We start from the raw sequence: 16919 nt of genomic DNA on the forward strand, positions 1-16919 counted from the left end.
ACTGCGGGCAGTCGTGCCGCTCGGGGCGGCACGGGTGGGCGCAGGCGGCACCCCCCAGCGGCCCGCGCTTCACCTGCGTACGGCCACCGGGGTGCCGGTTGCTGTTGCACGCCGGGTGCGGGCTGGTGGGGGCTGGTCGCGCAGTTCCCCGCGCCCCTTGGGCGTGCTGGGCACACGGCGCTTCGAGGCGTGCGGCCTCCCGGGCCCCCCGAGCTACACCATGTTGGCGAACTCCCGCATGCCTTCCTCGAAGGTGATCTCCGGCTTCCAGCCCAGCTCCGCCCTCAGGCGGGCGGAATCGGCCGTGATGTGGCGGACGTCGCCCAGGCGGAACTCGCCCGTGACCACCGGGGACGGCCCCCCGTGGGCCCCCGCGAGGGCATGGGCGAGGTCGCCCACCGTGTGAGGGGTGCCGCTCCCCGTGTTGTACGCGGTGAGCACACCCGCGCGCGGATCCGCCTCCAGTGCCGCCACGTTGGCGGACGCCACGTCCCGTACGTGCACGAAGTCCCTCCGCTGGTTCCCGTCCTCGAAGACCCGCGGAGCCTCACCGCGGGCCAGGGCGGAGCGGAAGAAGGACGCGACCCCGGCGTACGGGGTGTCCCGGGGCATCCCCGGGCCGTACACGTTGTGGTAGCGCAGCGACACCGCCGAGCCGCCCGTCACCCGCGCCCACGCGGCGGCCAGGTGTTCCTGCGCCAGCTTGGTCGTGGCGTACACGTTGCGCGGGTCGACGGGCGCGTCCTCGGCGACCGGTCCCGGCGCGAGGGCGGCCCCGCACACCGGGCACGGCGGCTCGAACCGCCCGGCCGCCAGGTCCGCCTCGGCGCGCGGGCCCGGCCGTACGACCCCGTGCTCGGCGCAGACGTAGCGGCCCTCGCCGTACACCACCATCGAACCGGCCAGCACCAGCCGCCCCACGCCCGCCTCCGCCATAGCGGTCAGCAGGACGGCCGTGCCCAGGTCGTTGCGGGAGACGTACTCGGGCGCGTCGGCGAATCCGGTGCCGAGGCCGACCATCGCCGCCTGGTGGCAGACCGCGTCCACGCCGGCGAGGGCCGCCCGCACCGCGTCCGGTGCGCGCACGTCCGCCGCCGGATCGGAGCGGACGTCGAACACGACGGGCTCGTGCCCGCGCTCCCGCAACGCCGTGACGACATGGGACCCGATGAACCCGGCACCGCCGGTGACCAGCACTCGCATGCCCCCACGCTAAGCCGGTCGTCGCCCCCGGGACGGCTCCGCGCCCGGCACGTCACGGGTCCGTAAGACCCCGCGCCGGCAGCCGCACCGTGAACACGGTCGCGCCCGGCCGGCTGGTCAGGCCGATGTCGCCGCCGTGGGCGCGCACCAGGGAGCGGGCGACGGCCAGCCCGAGCCCGCTGCCGCCGCGGTCGCGGGTGCGGGCCTTGTCGACGCGGTAGAAGCGGTCGAAGACCCGGTCCCTGTGGTCCGCCGGGATGCCCGGGCCGGCGTCGGCGACCCGCACCAGGGCCGCGTCGCCGGCCGCGGTGACCTCGACGGTGACCGGGGTACCGGGCGGGGTGTGCACGGCGGCGTTGGCGAGCAGGTTGTCCAGTACCTGCCGTATCCGCTGTGGATCGAGACGCAGCACCAGCGGGCCCGTGGCGCGCGCGGTCACGGTGAGCGGACGGTCCGGGCGGGCCGCCCGGAACGCGTCCGCCGCCTGCTGCACCAGCTCCGTGAGGTCGGTGTCCTCCGGCCGCAGCGGCGCCTCCACCTCCGCCGCGTCCAGCCGGGCGAGCAGCAGCAGGTCGTCGAGGAGGACGCCCATCCGCGCGGCCTCGGCCCGCAGCCGGGCCAGGTGCCTCTCCCGCTCGGCGGGTTCGTTCGCGGCGGCGTACTGGAACAGGTCCGCGTAGCCGCGTACCGACATCAGCGGGGTGCGCAGCTCGTGCGAGGCGTCCGCGACGAAGCGGCGCAGCCGCAGCTCCGCCTCCGCGCGGACGGCGAGGGAGTCGTCGATGTGCTCCAGCATCGTGTTGAACGCGGTGCGCAGTTCGGCGACCTCCCGTCCGCCGTCGCGTCCGTCGGCGCGCAGCGGCAGCCGGGACGCGGACTCGGTGAGGTCGTGCGAGGCGATGCCGTGCGCGGTGTGCGCCATGTCGCTCAGCGGCTTCAGCCCGCGCCGCAGCATCCGCCGCCCGAACACCACCAGCGCCGCCAGCGCCAGCGCGAACACCACCACCTGCACGGTGACCAGCCGCTCGACGGTCTCCTCCACGCCCTCCACCGGGGCGGCGCTCACCAGCACCACCCCCGGCTCGACCTCGCAGCCGCGCAGCCGGTACGTGCCCTCCCCGTCGATCCGCGCGGTGCGCATCAGCTCGGTGTCGGAGTGCGCCATCGCCCGCGCGAGATCGGCCAGCGGCCGGGTGTCCTCGGGTACGTCGGCGGGCCGGCGCAGCGAGACGGAGCCGCCGCTGACGTCGTACACCGCCGTGTACCAGCCGTAGTACGGCTTGCGCCGCACCGTGCCGTGCGCCGCCGCGTCCTTGGCCTGCACGGTCTGGATGAGCTTCAGCTGCTCGCCGAGCTGCTGTTCCAGATAGTCCCGCATGTACGCGGTGAGCGCCGTGCCGACGACCGCGAACACCGCCAGCGACAGCACCCCGAGGCCCAGCGCCAGCCGGGTGCCGAGCCGCATCCGCCGGAAGCTGTCCCGCATCCGCCGGAGACCGTCCCGCGCCCGCCGGACGGCGGCCCTCACTCCGCCGCCTCCCGGATCATGTACCCGAAGCCCCGCACGGTCCGGATCAGCGGCTCACCCGTCGCGTCCAGCTTGCGCCGCAGCCGGCTGACCACCAGCTCCACCACGTTGGACCGGCCGCCGAAGCCGTACTCCCACACGTGGTCGAGGATCTGGGCCTTGGTCAGCACGGTGGGGGAGCGGCGCATCAGATAGCGCAGCACCTCGTACTCGGTCGGGGTGAGCGCCAGCACATGCTCGCCGCGCCGCACCTCCCGGGTGTCCTCGTCCATCGTCAGGTCGCCCACCCGCAGCACCGACCGCGGGAAGTCCGGGCCCGCGCTGCGCCGCAGCACCGTCCGCAGCCGCGCCATCAGCTCCTCGACCGCGAACGGCTTGACCAGGTAGTCGTCACCGCCCCGGGTCAGTCCCGCCACCCGGTCGGCGACGCCGTCCCGCGCGGTGAGGAACACCACCGGCACCATCCGTCCGGAGCGGCGCAGCCCGTCCAGCACCCCGAAGCCGTCGAGGTCCGGCAGCATCAGGTCCAGCACCACGATGTCGGGGCGGAACGCGTCGGCGCGGCGCAGCGCCTCCTCACCGGAGTGGGCGGTGACCGCCTCCCAGCCCTCGTACCGGGCGACCGTCGCCACCAGGTCGGCTATCGGAGGGTCGTCGTCCACCACGAGCAGTCGCACTCTGTCCACCCGGCCATAGTGCGCCACCCCGCCCCTTCCGCCGGGGGGCGCTGCACGACCGCAACCCGATCGACAGCGAACCGACAGAAAACCGCCGTACCGTCCGGGCCGTCCCCCGGACGGTCCAACGGCGGCGGGTGGTTTGGCACGCCGGGATCTGGGCAGGTGGCGGCGTGGCTCCGGCCGCCCCGGCCGCCGGGGTCCCGCGTCTTTTCCCCGGGGCCTTGTCGGCGCCGCCGTCTACACTCGACCGGCACCGCGCGGGCGACCCCTGCTGACCAATTTCCGCCACCCGAAGGGCACACGGCGTCTTGATACGGATCGACTCAGTCACGAAGCGGTACCCGGACGGCACGGTGGCGGTCGACCGGCTGTCGCTGGAGATCCCCGACCGCTCGATCACCGTCCTCGTCGGCCCCTCGGGCTGCGGCAAGACGACCACCCTGCGCATGATCAACCGCATGGTCGAGCCCACCGAGGGAACGATCCTGCTCGACGGCGAGGACGTCCAGCGGCAGCCGGTGACCACCCTGCGCCGCAGCATGGGCTACGTCATCCAGAACGCGGGCCTCTTCCAGCACCGCACCATCGCCGACAACATCGCGACCGTGCCCCGCATGCTCGGCTGGGGCAAGCAGCGGGCCAGGGAGCGGGCGGCGGAGCTGATGGAGCGCGTGGGCCTGGACGCCTCCCTCGCCAAGCGCTACCCCTACCAGCTCTCCGGCGGCCAGCAGCAGCGCGTCGGCGTGGCCCGGGCGCTCGCCGCGGACCCGCCGGTGCTGCTGATGGACGAGCCGTTCTCGGCCGTCGACCCGGTGGTGCGCAAGGGACTCCAGGACGAACTGCTGCGCATCCAGGACGAGCTGGGCAAGACCATCGTCTTCGTCACCCACGACATCGACGAGGCGATCAAGCTCGGCACCATGGTCGCCGTGCTGCGCGAGGGCGGCCGGCTCGCCCAGTACGCCCCGCCCGCCGAGCTGCTGTCGAACCCGGCGGACTCCTTCGTCGAGGACTTCCTCGGCGCCGACCGGGGCATCCGCCGGCTGTCCTTCTTCACGTCGGACGCGCTGGAGCTGACCACCGACGCGGTGGTCCCGGCCGGCGCGCCCGACGCACCCCTCACCACCGCCGAGACGCCGTACCTGCTGGTCACCGACGCCGAGGGCCGCCCCCTCGGCTGGCGGGAGCGCGGGAGCGCCGGCGACGCGGACCGGCTGCTGCCGTACGGGCGGCCGTTCCGGCCCGGCACGGACTCGCTGCGGGCCGCGCTGGACTGCGCGGTGCTCTCGCCCACCGGCTGGGCGGTCGCCGTCGACGCGGACGGCCGGGTGACCGGCGTGGTCTCCCAGCAGACCATCGGCGAGGCGATCCGCGCCGCGCACACCCAGGCGGAGACGGACGCCGCCCCGGCGCGGGGCGAGGACGAGAAGGTCGCCGGATGAACGGCTTCTTCGACATACCCAGCGACCTCCAGCACAGCTGGGCCGGTCTGATCGGGCTGCACCTGCGGGAGGCCCTGCTGCCGGTGGCCGCCGGTCTGCTGCTCGCCCTGCCGCTGGCCCTGCTGTGCAACCGGTTCCGCTGGCTGTACCCGCCGGTACTCGGGGTGACGACCATGCTCTACGCGGTGCCGTCGCTCGCCTTCTTCGTCGTGCTCATCGACTACACGGGCCAGACCGAGCTGACCGTGATGATCCCGCTGGCCCTGTACAGCCTGGTGGTGCTGGTCCCGGCGATCGCGGACGGCGTGCGCTCGGTGCCGGACGAGACCCTGTCCGCCGCCACCGCCATGGGCTTCGGCCCCGTACGGCGGTATCTCCAGGTGCAGTTGCCGATCGCCGCGCCCGCGATCATCGCAGGCCTGCGGGTCGCCACCGCGTCCAGCATCTCCCTGGTGAGCGTCGGCGCCCTCATCGGCAACCAGGGCGCCCTCGGCAACCTGCTCGCCGCCGCGCAGAAGTACGACCGGCCCGAACTCGCGGCGAACGCCGTGGTGACGACGGCCGTCCTGGCGATCCTGTGCGACGCCGCACTGGTCGCCCTGCGCCGGGCGCTGACCCCCTGGATGCCCCGCTCCGGACGGGAGCGGACCGCCGCCCCGCGCGAGGAGCTCCTCACGAAGGGCGCCGCCCGGTGAACGTCCTCAACTTCGTCCAGGCGTTCTTCAGCGACGGTGCCCACTGGCACGGCTACGACGGCATCCCGACCCGCTTCCTGGAGCACGTCCGGTACGCGGCGCTGGCGCTCGCGATCGCCGCGGCGATCGGCCTGCCCGTGGGGCTGCTGACCGGGCACACCGGACGCGGCGGCAACGCCATCGCGTTCGTCGCCAACGCCGCCCGCGCGCTGCCCAGTTTCGGCCTGCTGGTGCTGGCGGTGCTGCTCATCGGCTTCGGCCTGCTGCCCGTGATGATCCCGCTGGTCGTGCTCGCCGTGCCGCCGATCCTGGTGACCACGTACGAGGCGGTCCGCACCGTCGACCCCGCCCCGGTCGACGCGGCGCGCGGGATGGGCATGCGCGAGTCGCGGATCCTGTTCCGGGTGGAGGTGCCGGTGGCGCTCCCGCTGATCCTCAGCGGGCTGCGCTCCGCCGCCATCCAGATCGTGTCCACGGCCACCATCGCGGCCTACGTCAGCCTCGGCGGGCTGGGCCGCTACATCATCGACGGCCTTTACCAGCGGAACTACGAGAAGGTCGTCGGCGGGGCGACGCTGGTGGCGCTCCTCGCCCTCGTCACGCTCGCGCTGTTCTGGGCCGTGGGGCGGCTCGCGGTGTCGCCCGGAGTGCGCCGCCGCTGACATTCGATCAGTTGTACGACAAATGTGACCCTGACGTTCTTGACCGAGCGTGAGACGGCTGGATTGGATCGGTGAATGACACTTACGGCGAAGAGCAGCAGATCGAGGACGAGGCTTCACGGGGCGACGGCGGTCGCGCTCGCCGCCGCGGCGGCGCTGCTCACGGGCTGTTCCTCCGGGGACACCTCCGACAACCCGCTCGACGGCGGCAAGGCCGAGGCGGGCACCGTCGTCGTCGGCTCGAACAACTTCGCCGAGAGCACCCTGCTCGCCGACATCTACGGCGAGGCGCTGCGCGCCAAGGGCCTCAAGGTCTCCTACAAGCACAACATCGGCAGCCGTGAGACCACGTACGGCCTGATGAAGAACGGCTCGGTGACGGTCCTTCCCGAGTACAACGGCTCCCTCCTCGCCTACCTCGACGCGAAGGCCGAGCAGACCTCCGCCGACGCGGTCAACGAGGCGGTGAAGGCCAAGCTGGACAAGCAGCTCACCCTGCTGGAGTCCTCGCCGGCCGAGGACAAGGACTCGGTCAGCGTCAACGCCGCCACGGCGAAGAAGTACGGCCTCACCGCCGAGTCCACGCTCGCCGACCTCAAGGAGGCCGCGCCCGAGCTGGTGATCGGCGGCTCGCCCGAGTTCCAGACCCGGCAGCAGGGCCTCAAGGGCCTGGAGTCGGTCTACGGACTGAAGTTCAAGAACTTCAAGGCGCTGGACGCCGGCGGCCCGCTCACCCAGGCGGCCCTCGCGCAGAACGAGGTGCAGGCGGCGGACGTGTTCACCACGGACCCGGCCATCGTCAAGGAGAAGTTCGTCGTCCTGAAGGACCCGGAGAACCTCTTCGGGTTCGCCAACGTCACCCCGCTGGTCCGCAAGGACGGGCTGCCGCAGGAGGGCGTCGAGGCGCTGAACGCGGTCTCCGCGAAGCTGGACACCAAGACGCTGCTCGACCTGGACGCCCAGGTGCAGCTGGAGAAGAAGGACCCGCTGGACGTGGCCAAGGCCTGGCTGAAGTCCGCCGGTCTCGGCTGAGACGCGGCCGCGGGGCGCGGCGGGGTGCGGCGGAACGTTCCGCCGCACCCCGCGCGGTCAGCCCGCGGTGGCGGCCGCCTGCGCGATCAGCAGGTCGATGAGCGCGATCAGCACGTCCCGCGAGGACTCCCGCTCCCGCGCGTCGCACAGCAGCACCGGCACGTCCTCCGGCAGCGTCAGCGCCTCCTTGATGTCCTCCACCGGGTAGGGGTGTTCGCCGTGGAAGCCGTTGACGGCCACCACGAACGGGATGCCCCGCCGCTCGAAGAAGTCGATCGCGGCGAAACTCGACTTCGGCCGGCGCACGTCGACCAGGACCACCGCGCCCAGCGCGCCGAGGGCCAGGTCGTTCCACATGAACCAGAACCGCTGCTGCCCCGGCGTGCCGAACAGGTACAGCACCAGGTCGTCGGACACGGTGATCCGGCCGAAGTCCATGGCCACCGTGGTGACACGTTTCTCCTCGACGCCGTCCAGGTCGTCGACGTCCAGGCTCGCCATGGTCAGCGATTCCTCGGTGCGCAGCGGCCTGATCTCGCTGACCGAGCCGACCATGGTCGTCTTGCCCACGCCGAAACCGCCGGCGATGAGGATCTTGACCGTGTCGGGCGCCCCGCCGTCGGCGGACGCCCGGACACCGGTGTCAGAGCCGGCCAAGGCCTTCCCTCACTTTCTGGAGCAGGTCCGTATCCGGGGTGGTGACGGAACGCGGCGCGCGGACGGTGATCCGGCCCGCCTCCAGCAGGTCGCTCAGCATGATGGCGACCACGCTCACCGGCAGGTCGAGCCGCGCGGAGAGCTCGGCGACCGCCATCGGCCGCTCGCACAGTCGCAGGATCCGCAGATGCTCGGGCTGCGGCCGGGCGCCCGTCTCGGGCTGCGGATCCACCGTCGTCACCGTGGTGATGAGCGTGAAGTCGGCGCGGCTCGGCCGCGTGCGGCCCCCGGTCAGGGTGAACGGCCGTACCAGCCGCCCCGACCGGTCGGTCCCGCCCACCCTCACACGCCTGGGTCTTCGGAGGGACCGCTGACGTCCCGCGGGGCCGCGCTGAGGTGCTCGCCGATCTTCTTCACCAGCATGTTCATCTGGTACGCCACCACGCCGACGTCCGCCTTCGGACCGGTCAGCACCACCAGATGGGCGCCGGGGCCGGCCGAGGTGAGGATCAGGTAGCTGTGCGCCATCTCGATGAGCGCCTGGCGCACCGGGCCGCCCCGGAAGTCCATGCTGACGCCCTTGCTCAGGCTCATCAGACCGGACGCGGTCGCGGCCAGGCGCTCGGCGTCGTCCCGCAGGAAGCCGGTGGACTTGCTGACCACCAGGCCGTCCTCGGAGAGCACCACGGCCTGGTTCACGTCGGCGACCCGTTCCACGAGTCCGGTCAGCAGCTGGTCCAGCTGGGTGTGGGTGGCGGGCAGGGGGCGTGTCATGGCGGTGTTCCTTCGTCGGCGGTCAGCGGTCGGCGTCAGCGGTCGGGGTCGGGTGCCCGGAGGCGGGCGCGGGCACGCGGGGCGGCCCGTCCTGGGGTTCGTCACCGACGGCGTCCCGCGCCCGGAACGTGCCCTGCTGGAAACCGGCCAGGGACGAGGCGGCGTGCTCGGCGGTGAACTCGTCGTCGTGCGGGTCGGCGGCGGCCGGGTCCTCGAGCAGCTCGGCGGCGAGGCTGGTCTGCGGCACCCGGCGGGGGAGCGGTGCGAGGCCGCCCTTGCGGGCGGGGCCGGAGCCGTTCTGCCGGGACGCGGCGGCCTGCCGCGGGGCGCCGGCGCGCGCGGCGCCGGTGTCCCCGTGCGCGGGCTCGGACGCCGCCCGGGCGGCCCCGGCCCACGCGGGGGCGGGACGGTCCTCGGGGGCGCCCGCGTCGCCGTCCGGCTCACCGGAGGCCCGGGAGTCTTCCTCGGCGCCGTCCTCCGCCGCGGCCTCCGAGCCGCCGCGCGCGCCGGACGCCCGTTCCCGCGCCGGAAGCGGCGGCAGGGACGCGTCCGTGCCGGAGGCGGCCTCCCGGGAGGCGGACGCCCCCCGCCCCGCGTCCGACGCCTTGTCGGCCACGACGACCACCTCGTGCGGGAGCAGCACGATCGCCGTCGTCCCGCCGTACGGCGACGGGCGGAGCGTGACCGTGACACCGTGGCGGTGCGCCAGCTGGGAGACCACGAACATGCCGAGCCGCAGGTCGTCGGCGAGGGCCACCACGTCGAACTGGGGCGGCTCGGCCAGCTGGGCGTTGAGGGAGTCGTAGTCCTCCTCGGCCATGCCGAGCCCGCGGTCCTCGATCTCGACGGCGAGACCCTTGGCGACCAGCGCCGCGCGCACCGTGACCGGGCTCGGCGCCGGCGAGTACACCGTCGCGTTGTCGATCAGCTCGGCGAGCAGGTGGATCACGTCGGCCACCGAGGGCGGCGCCAGCGACACCTCCTCGTCGGTGTACACCTCCACCCGCTGGTACTCGGCGACCTCGCCCACCGCGCTGCGCAGGATGTCGATCAGCGCGACCGGCTCGCTCCAGGTGCGGCCGGGGCGCTCCCCGCTGACGATGACAAGGTTTTCCTCGTACCGGCGCAGCTGGCTGGCCACGGAGTCGAGGTCGTACAGGCCCTTGAGGACCTCGGGGTCGGTGTGCCTGCGCTCCAGCGCGTCCAGCTTGCTGAGCTGGAGGTTGACCAGGTTCTGGCTCTGCCGCGCGATGCCCAGGATGATCTTCTGGAAGCCGCGCCGGGTGTCGGCGAGTTCGACGGCGGTGTGGACGGCCGTGCGCTGCGCGGTGTTGAACGCCTGCGCCACCTGCCCGAGTTCGTCGTGACCGTAGTCCAGGGGCGTGGTCGCCGCCTCCGGGTCCACCTTCTCGCCCCGCTCCAGCCGGGCCACCACGTCCGGCAGCCGCTCCTGCGCCAGGCCCAGGGTGGCCAGGCGCAGCCCGCGCAGCCGGCGGGACAGCGAGCGGGTGATGCGCCAGGACAGGGTCACGCACAGCAGCAGCGCGAGCAGTCCCGCCGCGCTCAGCGAGGCGGCCGTCAGCAGCAGGCTGCGCGCCTCGTCGGCGCTGCGGGCGAGCAGCGCGTCGGTCTGCTGCCGGATCATGGCGCTGTACTGGGGGGAGACCTTGTCCATGGCCCCGGCCCACCGGTCCCGCAGATCCGGCAGTTCGACCTCGCGGTCCTCCCCCTCGGCCGGGGTGGCCAGCACCTGGTCCTCCACGGCCTCGAGCGCGCGCCACTCGGGCGTCGACAGGATCCGCTCGGTCCGCGTCTTCAGGTCGCCGCTCAGCGTCGGCCTGATCTGGTCGTTGACCAGCCAGCGCCGGGTGTGGACCAGCTCGGCGAACTGCCCCCACCGCTCGGCGTCCAGCCGGCCGGACGGCCAGGCGAGGGTGAGCAGCGCGTCCTCACGGGACATCAGCTCCGCCGCGTGCTCCAGCGACACCAGCGGCTGCGCCTGGGAGGTGAGGTCGCCGTCGTCGACCTGGGACAGCTCCTGGAAGGCGCGGATCTGGTCGCCGATGACCGACGTGTACTGCTCCAGCGCCTCCTCGGCGGTGATGTCGCGCGGGTTGTCGATCTGGTCGCGGTAGTACTCCAGGCTGCCCACCGAGCCGAGCACGGAGTACAGCCGGTCCGAGATACGCGGGGACGCCTCGGCGATCGCGTCGGCCTGCCCCATGAGCCGCGCCACGGACCGGTCGGTGGCGCGCCGCTGGGTCTGGAGCGCGGCCCGCGAACCGTCCGAGCCGGACAGCCAGTCGGAGGTCAGCGCCCGCTCCCGCTGGAGGTCGAGCGCGGCGTGCATGCCCATCGCGCCGGTGGACCGGCTCAGCTGGGTCTGGGACCGCAGCTCCAGCCCCTCCGAGAACATGCGGATCGTGGTCACGCCCCACAGCCCGGCGAGGGCGACGGAGGGCACCAGGGCGAGCATGATCAGCGAGAGGCGTATGGAGCCGAGACGGCGCCGGGCACCTGTCCGAGGAGACATCGTGGTCCTAGAGCGGTCGGGTGGTGGAGAGGGTACGCACGGCGGTCGTCAGCGGGTTCCGGCGGCGGCGAAACCGGCGACCGAGTCGGCCTCCGCCTTCGTGACGAACGCCGGCCCGGTGAGGACGGGCGCGGCCCCGCCGCTGACGTTGCCGTTGATCCGGTACAGCCACAGCGCGTCCACGGCGAGATAGCCCTGGAGGTAGGGCTGCTGGTCGACGGCGAACCGGACGTTTCCGCCGCGCACGGCGTCCACCAGCTCGCCGTTCAGGTCGAAGGTGGCCACCTCGGCGTCGCTGTCCGCCTCCTTCACCGCCTCCACCGAGGCGAGCGCGTAGTCCGCCCCGTTGGCGACCACCTGGTCGATGGAGGAGTCCTGGCGCAGCCGGGCCGCGAGGATGCCGCGGACGGCCCGCATGTCGGTGCCGTCCACGTACAGGTTCTCGGTCGTGCCGCGGAAGGTCTTCTTCACGCCGGCGCAGCGGGCCTCCACACCGACGTTGCCCCGCTCGTGCACGAGGCACAGCGTGTGCTTCGCCTTCAGGTCGTTCAGCTTCTCGCCGACGGCGCGGCCCGCCAGGCTCTCGTCCTGCCCGAAGAACGCCAGCAGCCCGGCCTCCTTCCACGCGTCCAGGCCGGAGTTGAGGCCGACCACGGGGATGTCGGCGGCGCGCGCCTCGTTCACCGGGCCCTTCATGGCCTGCGGCTTGGCCAGGGTGAGCGCGATGCCGTCGACGCCGTCCCGGATCGCCTCGCGCACCAGGTCGGCCTGTCCGGCCGCGTCCGGGTCGCTGACGTAGGTCAGTTCGATGCCGTCCTTGGCGGCCGCGGCCTCGGCGCCCTTGCGCACCCGGTCCCAGAACGCGTCGCCCTCGCCGCCGTGGGTGACCAGCGCGACCCGCAGGCCCCCGGAGCCGCGCGGGGCGCCCGCGCCGTCGCTCCCGTCGTCCGTGCCGGAGGAGGAGCAGCCCGCCACGAGCAGACCGATCACGGCCGTCAAAAGCGCCGTTCGGCGTCTCGGGGTGCGGCGGGACGGGGGACGAGTGTTCATGAGGAGCGCGGACCTCGCTGTACGGCAGAGCAGGTGCGGAGGAGAGACACCGACGGGATCGGGCCACCGCGACGTGCGGCCGTCCGGGTGACTCTCGCTGGCCGGAGCCAACCCTGTGGAACCACTGCTCGTCAAGTGAACAGCCACGCGAAGTGAGGCGCTGCTGCCGCATTGTGATGAACCGTGAGTACGCGCGAGGCGCCGGCGAGGGGCCCCGTACGGTGTCGAAACGGGCGCGCGCACGGATACCCGGCACGCCGGTTCACCTCGCGGCGTGCGCCCCGTATGCCCCGTATGTTCAACTGCGCTCGCCCGCCGGGGTGATGAACGCCAGCGCACAGTGAGTTATCGTGTACGGGGCGTGAGAACACAGGGCATGGGCGGTCGCTTTCCGGCCACAGGAGTGCAGTCGATGACACGGCAGGTACGCGCCGAGAAGACCCGCGCGACGATCATCACGGCCGCCGCCGACCTGTTCGACCGGCAGGGCTACGAAGCGACCAGTCTCAGCGACATCGTCGAGCACGCCCGCGTCACCAAAGGGGCCCTCTACTTCCACTTCGCCGCCAAGGAGGACCTCGCCCACGCCATCCTGGAGCTCCAGTCCGCGACCTGCCGCCGGCTGGCCCGCGACACCGGCGCGCGCGGCCGCACGTCCCTGGAGGCGCTGATGCGCCTCACCTTCTGCATGGCCCGCATGTCCGCCGAGGACCCCGTGCTGCGCGCCGGCCTGCGCCTGGCCACCGGCACCACCCGGCCGCGCCCGCCGCTCAGCCACCCCTTCACCGAGTGGCTCGACATCGTCTCGGCCCGGCTGGCCGCCGCCGTCGAGGAGCGCGACGTCCACGCGGACGCCGACATCGACGTCGTCGCCCACTCCCTGGTCTGCTTCTTCGTCGGCACCCGGGTCGTCGGCAGCGCCCGCGAACCCGTCACCCGCCAGCCCCGCCGCACGGCCGAGATGTGGCAGCTCCTCCTGCGCGGCCTGGTCCCCGTGACCCGCCGCTCCCGCTACCTGTCTCTCGCCGCACGGCTGGAGCGGGAGCCCGCCCCGCTGTGACGCCCGGCGCGCCGCGCCCCGGCGGGTTACGGTGAGCCCCATGCCCGACACCCCCGCCGCCCCCGTGATCGTCGCCGACCGGCCCGGCACCTTCCCGTACGGCGTGCTGGCCGAGCGGCACCCCGCGATCGTCCGCCAGGTCGCCGAGGACACCCCCTACGGCCCGGACCGGCGCCGCGCGCTCGACGCCCTGCGCACCGACTGCACCGAGGGCGTGATCACCCCGCTGCCCGACGACGCCCACGACCACGACCGCTGGGCGGCCTGGGGCATGCACGCCCACGCCGGCCGCTCCTGGCACGACGTGCCCTGGCTCTGGTCCGAGAGCTGGTTCTACCGCCAACTGCTCCAGGCCACCGGCTACTTCGAGCCCGGCCCCTGGCAGGGCGTCGACCCCTTCCGCCCCGCCAAGCTCGCCGAGCTCGACGCGCCCGCCACGGACGACGAACTCGCCGCGCTCGACGCCCTCGAGGACCTCCCCGAGGACGAACGCGCCCGCGCCCTGCTGCACGGCTCCCTCTGGGGCAACCGCGCCGACCTGGGGTTCCGCATGTCCGCCGAGGGCGCCGAGGAACAGGCCGCCGTCCCCGCGCTGGTGGCCGACGACAGCGACCGCCTGTGGTCCCTGCTCGACGGCTCCCCGCCCGGCACCCTCTGCCTGGTCGCCGACAACGCGGGCCGCGAACTCGTCCCCGACCTCCTGCTGATCGCCCACCTGCTCGCCCACGGCCGTGTCGCCCGCGCGCAGTTGCACGTCAAGCCGCACCCGTACTACGTCTCCGACGCCACCACCGCCGACGTCCTCGACGCCGTACGGCGCCTCACCGCCGCCAAGGGCGCCGCCGGGGCGTACGGACAGGGCCTGCGCGCCGCCCTCACCGACGGCCGGCTCGAACTGCGCGCCCACCCGTTCTCCTGCGCCCCCCTGCCGTACGCCGACATGCCGGACGACCTGCGGGCGGACTTCGCCGCCGCGACCGTCACCGTCCTCAAGGGCGACCTCAACTACCGCCGCCTCGTGGGCGACCGGCACTGGCCGGCGACCACCCCGTTCGCCGACGTCACCGCCTGCTTCCCGGGGCCCGTCGCCGCCCTGCGCACCCTCAAGTCCGAGGTGATCACCGGACTGGACCCGCGGACCGAGACGACGCTGGACGCGGACGAGGGCGGACGCTGGCGCACCGGCGGCACTCACGCGCTGATCCAGGTACGGACCTGAGCCCCCAACTCCCGTCCCCCGGGCAGGTTTCACACGAAGGTGTGATCATGAAGCGGCCGGCGGATGCGGCCGGAGCGCCACGGGTAGCCCCCGGCCATGACGCAGCCCTTCGAACTCCCGCACTTCTACATGCCGCACCCCGCGCGCCTCAATCCGCACGTGGACCAGGCCCGCGCCCACTCCACGGCCTGGGCGCGTGAGATGGGCATGCTGGAGGGCAGCGGGGTCTGGGAGCAGGCCGACCTCGACGCGCACGACTACGGCCTGCTCTGCGCCTACACGCACCCCGACTGCGACGGCCCCGCGCTGTCCCTGATCACCGACTGGTACGTGTGGGTGTTCTTCTTCGACGACCACTTCCTGGAGAAGTTCAAGCGCACCCAGGACCGCGTCGGCGGCAAGGCCCACCTGGACCGGCTGCCGCTGTTCATGCCCCTGGAGCCGGGGACGCCCGTCCCCGAGCCGGAGAACCCGGTCGAGGCGGGCCTCGCCGACCTGTGGGCGCGTACCGTGCCGGCGATGTCCGCCGACTGGCGCCGCCGGTTCGCCGTCGCCACCGAGCACCTGCTCAACGAGTCCCTGTGGGAGCTGTCCAACATCAACGAGGGGCGGGTCGCCAACCCCGTCGAGTACATCGAGATGCGCCGCAAGGTGGGCGGCGCCCCCTGGTCCGCCGGGCTCGTGGAGTACGCCACCGCCGAGGTGCCGGCCGCCGTCGCCGGGACGCGCCCGCTGCGGGTGCTCATGGAGACGTTCTCCGACGCCGTGCACCTGCGCAACGACCTGTTCTCCTACCAGCGGGAGGTCGAGGACGAGGGCGAGCTCAGCAACGGCGTCCTCGTCCTGGAGACCTTCTTCGGCTGCACCACGCAGCAGGCCGCCGACATCGTCAACGACGTCCTCACCTCCCGGCTGCACCAGTTCGAGCACACCGCGTTCACCGAGGTGCCCGCCGTCGCCCTGGAGCAGGGCCTCACCCCCGCCGAGACCGCCGCCGTCGCCGCGTACGCCAAGGGACTCCAGGACTGGCAGGCGGGCGGCCACGAATGGCACCTCCGCTCCAGCCGCTACATGAACGAGAACGCCCGCCCCGGCGCCTCCTGGCAGACCCTGACCGGCCCCGGCACGTCCGCCGCCGACGTCGGCGCGCTGCTCGCCCGGGCCGGCGCCGAGCGGCTGCGCCCCTACCGGCACGTGCCGTACCGGAAGGTCGGGCCGTCGGTCGTCCCGGACATCAGGATGCCGTTCCCGCTGTCCCTCAGTCCCGCCCTCGAAGGCTCCCGCCGCCACCTGCTGGAGTGGTCGCACCGCATGGGCATCCTCGGCGAGGGCGTCTGGGACGAGGACAAGCTCGCCAGCTGCGACCTGCCCCTGTGCGCGGCGGGCCTGGACCCGGACGCCACCCAGGAGCAGCTCGACCTCGCCTCCGGCTGGCTGGCCTTCGGCACCTACGGCGACGACTACTACCCGCTCGTCTACGGCCACCGCCGCGACCTGGCCGCCGCCCGGCTGACCACGGCCCGGCTGTCGGCCTGCATGCCGCTGGACGGCGAGGAGGTCCCCGCGCCCGCCAACGCCATGGAGCGGTCCCTCATCGACCTGTGGGCCCGCACCACGGCCGGCATGACCCCCGAGCAGCGCCTGCCCCTCAGGACGGCCGTCGACACGATGACCGAGTCATGGGTGTGGGAGCTGTCCAACCAGATCCAGAACCGCGTCCCCGACCCGGTGGACTACCTGGAGATGCGCCGCGCCACCTTCGGCTCCGACCTCACCCTGGGGCTGTGCCGCGCCGGCCACGGCCCCGCGGTCCCGCCCGAGGTGTACCGCACCGGACCCGTCCGCTCCCTGGAGAACGCGGCGATCGACTTCGCCTGCCTGCTCAACGACGTGTTCTCGTACCAGAAGGAGATCGAGTTCGAGGGGGAGATGCACAACGCGGTCCTCGTCGTCCAGAACTTCTTCGGCATCGACTACCCGGACGCGCTGCGCGTCGTCGCCGACCTGATGAACCAGCGCATGCGCCAGTTCGAGCACGTCGTCGCGCACGAACTTCCCGTCGTGTACGACGACTTCCAGCTGTCGGAGGAGGCGCGGGAGATCATGCGGGGTTATGTGACCGACCTCCAGAACTGGATGGCGGGGATCCTCAACTGGCACCGCAACGTGGACCGGTACAAGGACGAGTACCTGTCCCGGCGCGTGCACGGCTTCCTGCCGCACCGGCCCCCGACGCCCCCCGTCCTCGTCTGACACGGCCCATGGAACAGCCCGTACTGCGGCCCCGGCCGATGCCCGGCGCCCGCGCCGGCACCCGGCCGGGCCCCGGCCCCGTCCCTCCCGCCGCCGAGGCGCCCCCTCCGGCGCGCCCGCGCGGGCGGCGG

15 protein-coding genes are annotated in these 16919 nt (G+C 73.2%); 7 read left to right on the forward strand and 8 right to left on the reverse strand.

The window, feature by feature from the left end:
• Positions 1–213: 213 nt before the first annotated feature.
• The 3 genes from CCN29_RS16400 to CCN29_RS16410 are packed head-to-tail and all read right to left on the reverse strand — an operon-like array spanning position 214 to position 3417.
• A complete protein-coding gene (locus CCN29_RS16400) occupies positions 214–1203 on the reverse strand; it encodes an NAD-dependent epimerase/dehydratase family protein (protein WP_086682717.1) in 990 nt (329 codons plus the stop codon).
• Positions 1204–1255: 52 nt separating this feature from the next.
• Positions 1256–2689, reverse strand: a complete 1434-nt coding sequence (locus tag CCN29_RS16405; RefSeq protein WP_037817197.1) for a sensor histidine kinase — start codon at positions 2687–2689, stop codon at positions 1256–1258.
• A 38-nt stretch (positions 2690–2727) separates the two neighbouring features.
• On the reverse strand, positions 2728–3417 hold the full coding sequence (locus CCN29_RS16410; RefSeq protein WP_031020360.1) for a response regulator transcription factor: 690 nt from the start codon (positions 3415–3417) through the stop codon (positions 2728–2730).
• Between the two features lie 302 nt (positions 3418–3719).
• Between CCN29_RS16410 and CCN29_RS16415 the strand changes: the two genes are divergently transcribed.
• From CCN29_RS16415 to CCN29_RS16430, 4 genes are all read left to right on the forward strand, one after another.
• Positions 3720–4853, forward strand: a complete 1134-nt coding sequence (locus tag CCN29_RS16415; RefSeq protein ID WP_189404925.1) for an ABC transporter ATP-binding protein — start codon at positions 3720–3722, stop codon at positions 4851–4853.
• The gene (locus tag CCN29_RS16420; RefSeq protein ID WP_006135572.1) at positions 4850–5548 is read left to right on the forward strand and encodes an ABC transporter permease; all 699 of its coding nucleotides are present in this window, start codon (positions 4850–4852) and stop codon (positions 5546–5548) included. Before CCN29_RS16415 ends, CCN29_RS16420 begins: the two co-directional genes overlap by 4 nt.
• Positions 5545–6210, forward strand: coding sequence for an ABC transporter permease (locus CCN29_RS16425; protein ID WP_006135574.1), 666 nt, complete (start codon positions 5545–5547; stop codon positions 6208–6210). Before CCN29_RS16420 ends, CCN29_RS16425 begins: the two co-directional genes overlap by 4 nt.
• Positions 6211–6285: 75 nt before the next feature.
• Positions 6286–7242, forward strand: a complete 957-nt coding sequence (locus CCN29_RS16430; protein ID WP_086682720.1) for an ABC transporter substrate-binding protein — start codon at positions 6286–6288, stop codon at positions 7240–7242.
• A 57-nt stretch (positions 7243–7299) separates the two neighbouring features.
• On the opposite strand, the gene CCN29_RS16435 is transcribed toward CCN29_RS16430, so the two are convergent.
• From CCN29_RS16435 to CCN29_RS16455, 5 genes are read right to left on the reverse strand one after another with little or no spacing between them, the layout of a single operon-like run.
• Positions 7300–7899, reverse strand: coding sequence for a GTP-binding protein (locus CCN29_RS16435; RefSeq protein ID WP_006135577.1), 600 nt, complete (start codon positions 7897–7899; stop codon positions 7300–7302).
• The gene (locus CCN29_RS16440; RefSeq protein ID WP_031020369.1) at positions 7886–8239 is read right to left on the reverse strand and encodes a DUF742 domain-containing protein; all 354 of its coding nucleotides are present in this window, start codon (positions 8237–8239) and stop codon (positions 7886–7888) included. The genes CCN29_RS16435 and CCN29_RS16440 overlap by 14 nt, the downstream gene beginning before the upstream one ends.
• Positions 8240–8241: 2 nt before the next feature.
• Positions 8242–8673: a roadblock/LC7 domain-containing protein gene (locus tag CCN29_RS16445; protein ID WP_006135580.1), complete on the reverse strand. Its 432-nt coding sequence runs from the start codon at positions 8671–8673 to the stop codon at positions 8242–8244.
• A 22-nt stretch (positions 8674–8695) separates the two neighbouring features.
• Positions 8696–11206, reverse strand: a complete 2511-nt coding sequence (locus CCN29_RS16450; RefSeq protein WP_031020370.1) for a sensor histidine kinase — start codon at positions 11204–11206, stop codon at positions 8696–8698.
• A gap of 48 nt (positions 11207–11254) precedes the next feature.
• A complete protein-coding gene (locus tag CCN29_RS16455) occupies positions 11255–12256 on the reverse strand; it encodes a substrate-binding domain-containing protein (RefSeq protein ID WP_031020371.1) in 1002 nt (333 codons plus the stop codon).
• A 412-nt stretch (positions 12257–12668) separates the two neighbouring features.
• On the opposite strand from CCN29_RS16455, the gene CCN29_RS16460 reads away from it, so the two are divergent.
• From CCN29_RS16460 to cyc2, 3 genes are all read left to right on the forward strand, one after another.
• Positions 12669–13316, forward strand: coding sequence for a ScbR family autoregulator-binding transcription factor (locus CCN29_RS16460; protein ID WP_006135584.1), 648 nt, complete (start codon positions 12669–12671; stop codon positions 13314–13316).
• A gap of 40 nt (positions 13317–13356) precedes the next feature.
• Positions 13357–14535, forward strand: coding sequence for a damage-control phosphatase ARMT1 family protein (locus tag CCN29_RS16465; RefSeq protein ID WP_086682723.1), 1179 nt, complete (start codon positions 13357–13359; stop codon positions 14533–14535).
• A gap of 96 nt (positions 14536–14631) precedes the next feature.
• A complete protein-coding gene (cyc2, locus tag CCN29_RS16470) occupies positions 14632–16788 on the forward strand; it encodes a germacradienol/geosmin synthase Cyc2 (protein ID WP_031062374.1) in 2157 nt (718 codons plus the stop codon).
• Positions 16789–16919: the final 131 nt, after the last annotated feature.

Origin of the sequence: Streptomyces pseudogriseolus (assembly GCA_002154585.1) — a bacterium.
In the GTDB taxonomy this organism is placed as follows: Bacteria; Actinomycetota; Actinomycetes; order Streptomycetales; family Streptomycetaceae; genus Streptomyces; species Streptomyces pseudogriseolus.

Coding starts and splice junctions, on each gene's coding strand:
- CCN29_RS16465 (WP_086682723.1), top strand. CDS start 13,357: ATGCCCGACACCCCCGCCGCCCCCGTGATCGTCGCCGACCGGCCCGGC.
- CCN29_RS16450 (WP_031020370.1), bottom strand. CDS start 11,206: ATGTCTCCTCGGACAGGTGCCCGGCGCCGTCTCGGCTCCATACGCCTC.
- CCN29_RS16405 (WP_037817197.1), bottom strand. CDS start 2,689: ATGCGGGACAGCTTCCGGCGGATGCGGCTCGGCACCCGGCTGGCGCTG.
- CCN29_RS16460 (WP_006135584.1), top strand. CDS start 12,669: ATGACACGGCAGGTACGCGCCGAGAAGACCCGCGCGACGATCATCACG.
- cyc2 (WP_031062374.1), top strand. CDS start 14,632: ATGACGCAGCCCTTCGAACTCCCGCACTTCTACATGCCGCACCCCGCG.
- CCN29_RS16400 (WP_086682717.1), bottom strand. CDS start 1,203: ATGCGAGTGCTGGTCACCGGCGGTGCCGGGTTCATCGGGTCCCATGTC.
- CCN29_RS16430 (WP_086682720.1), top strand. CDS start 6,286: ATGACACTTACGGCGAAGAGCAGCAGATCGAGGACGAGGCTTCACGGG.
- CCN29_RS16420 (WP_006135572.1), top strand. CDS start 4,850: ATGAACGGCTTCTTCGACATACCCAGCGACCTCCAGCACAGCTGGGCC.
- CCN29_RS16455 (WP_031020371.1), bottom strand. CDS start 12,256: ATGAACACTCGTCCCCCGTCCCGCCGCACCCCGAGACGCCGAACGGCG.
- CCN29_RS16445 (WP_006135580.1), bottom strand. CDS start 8,673: ATGACACGCCCCCTGCCCGCCACCCACACCCAGCTGGACCAGCTGCTG.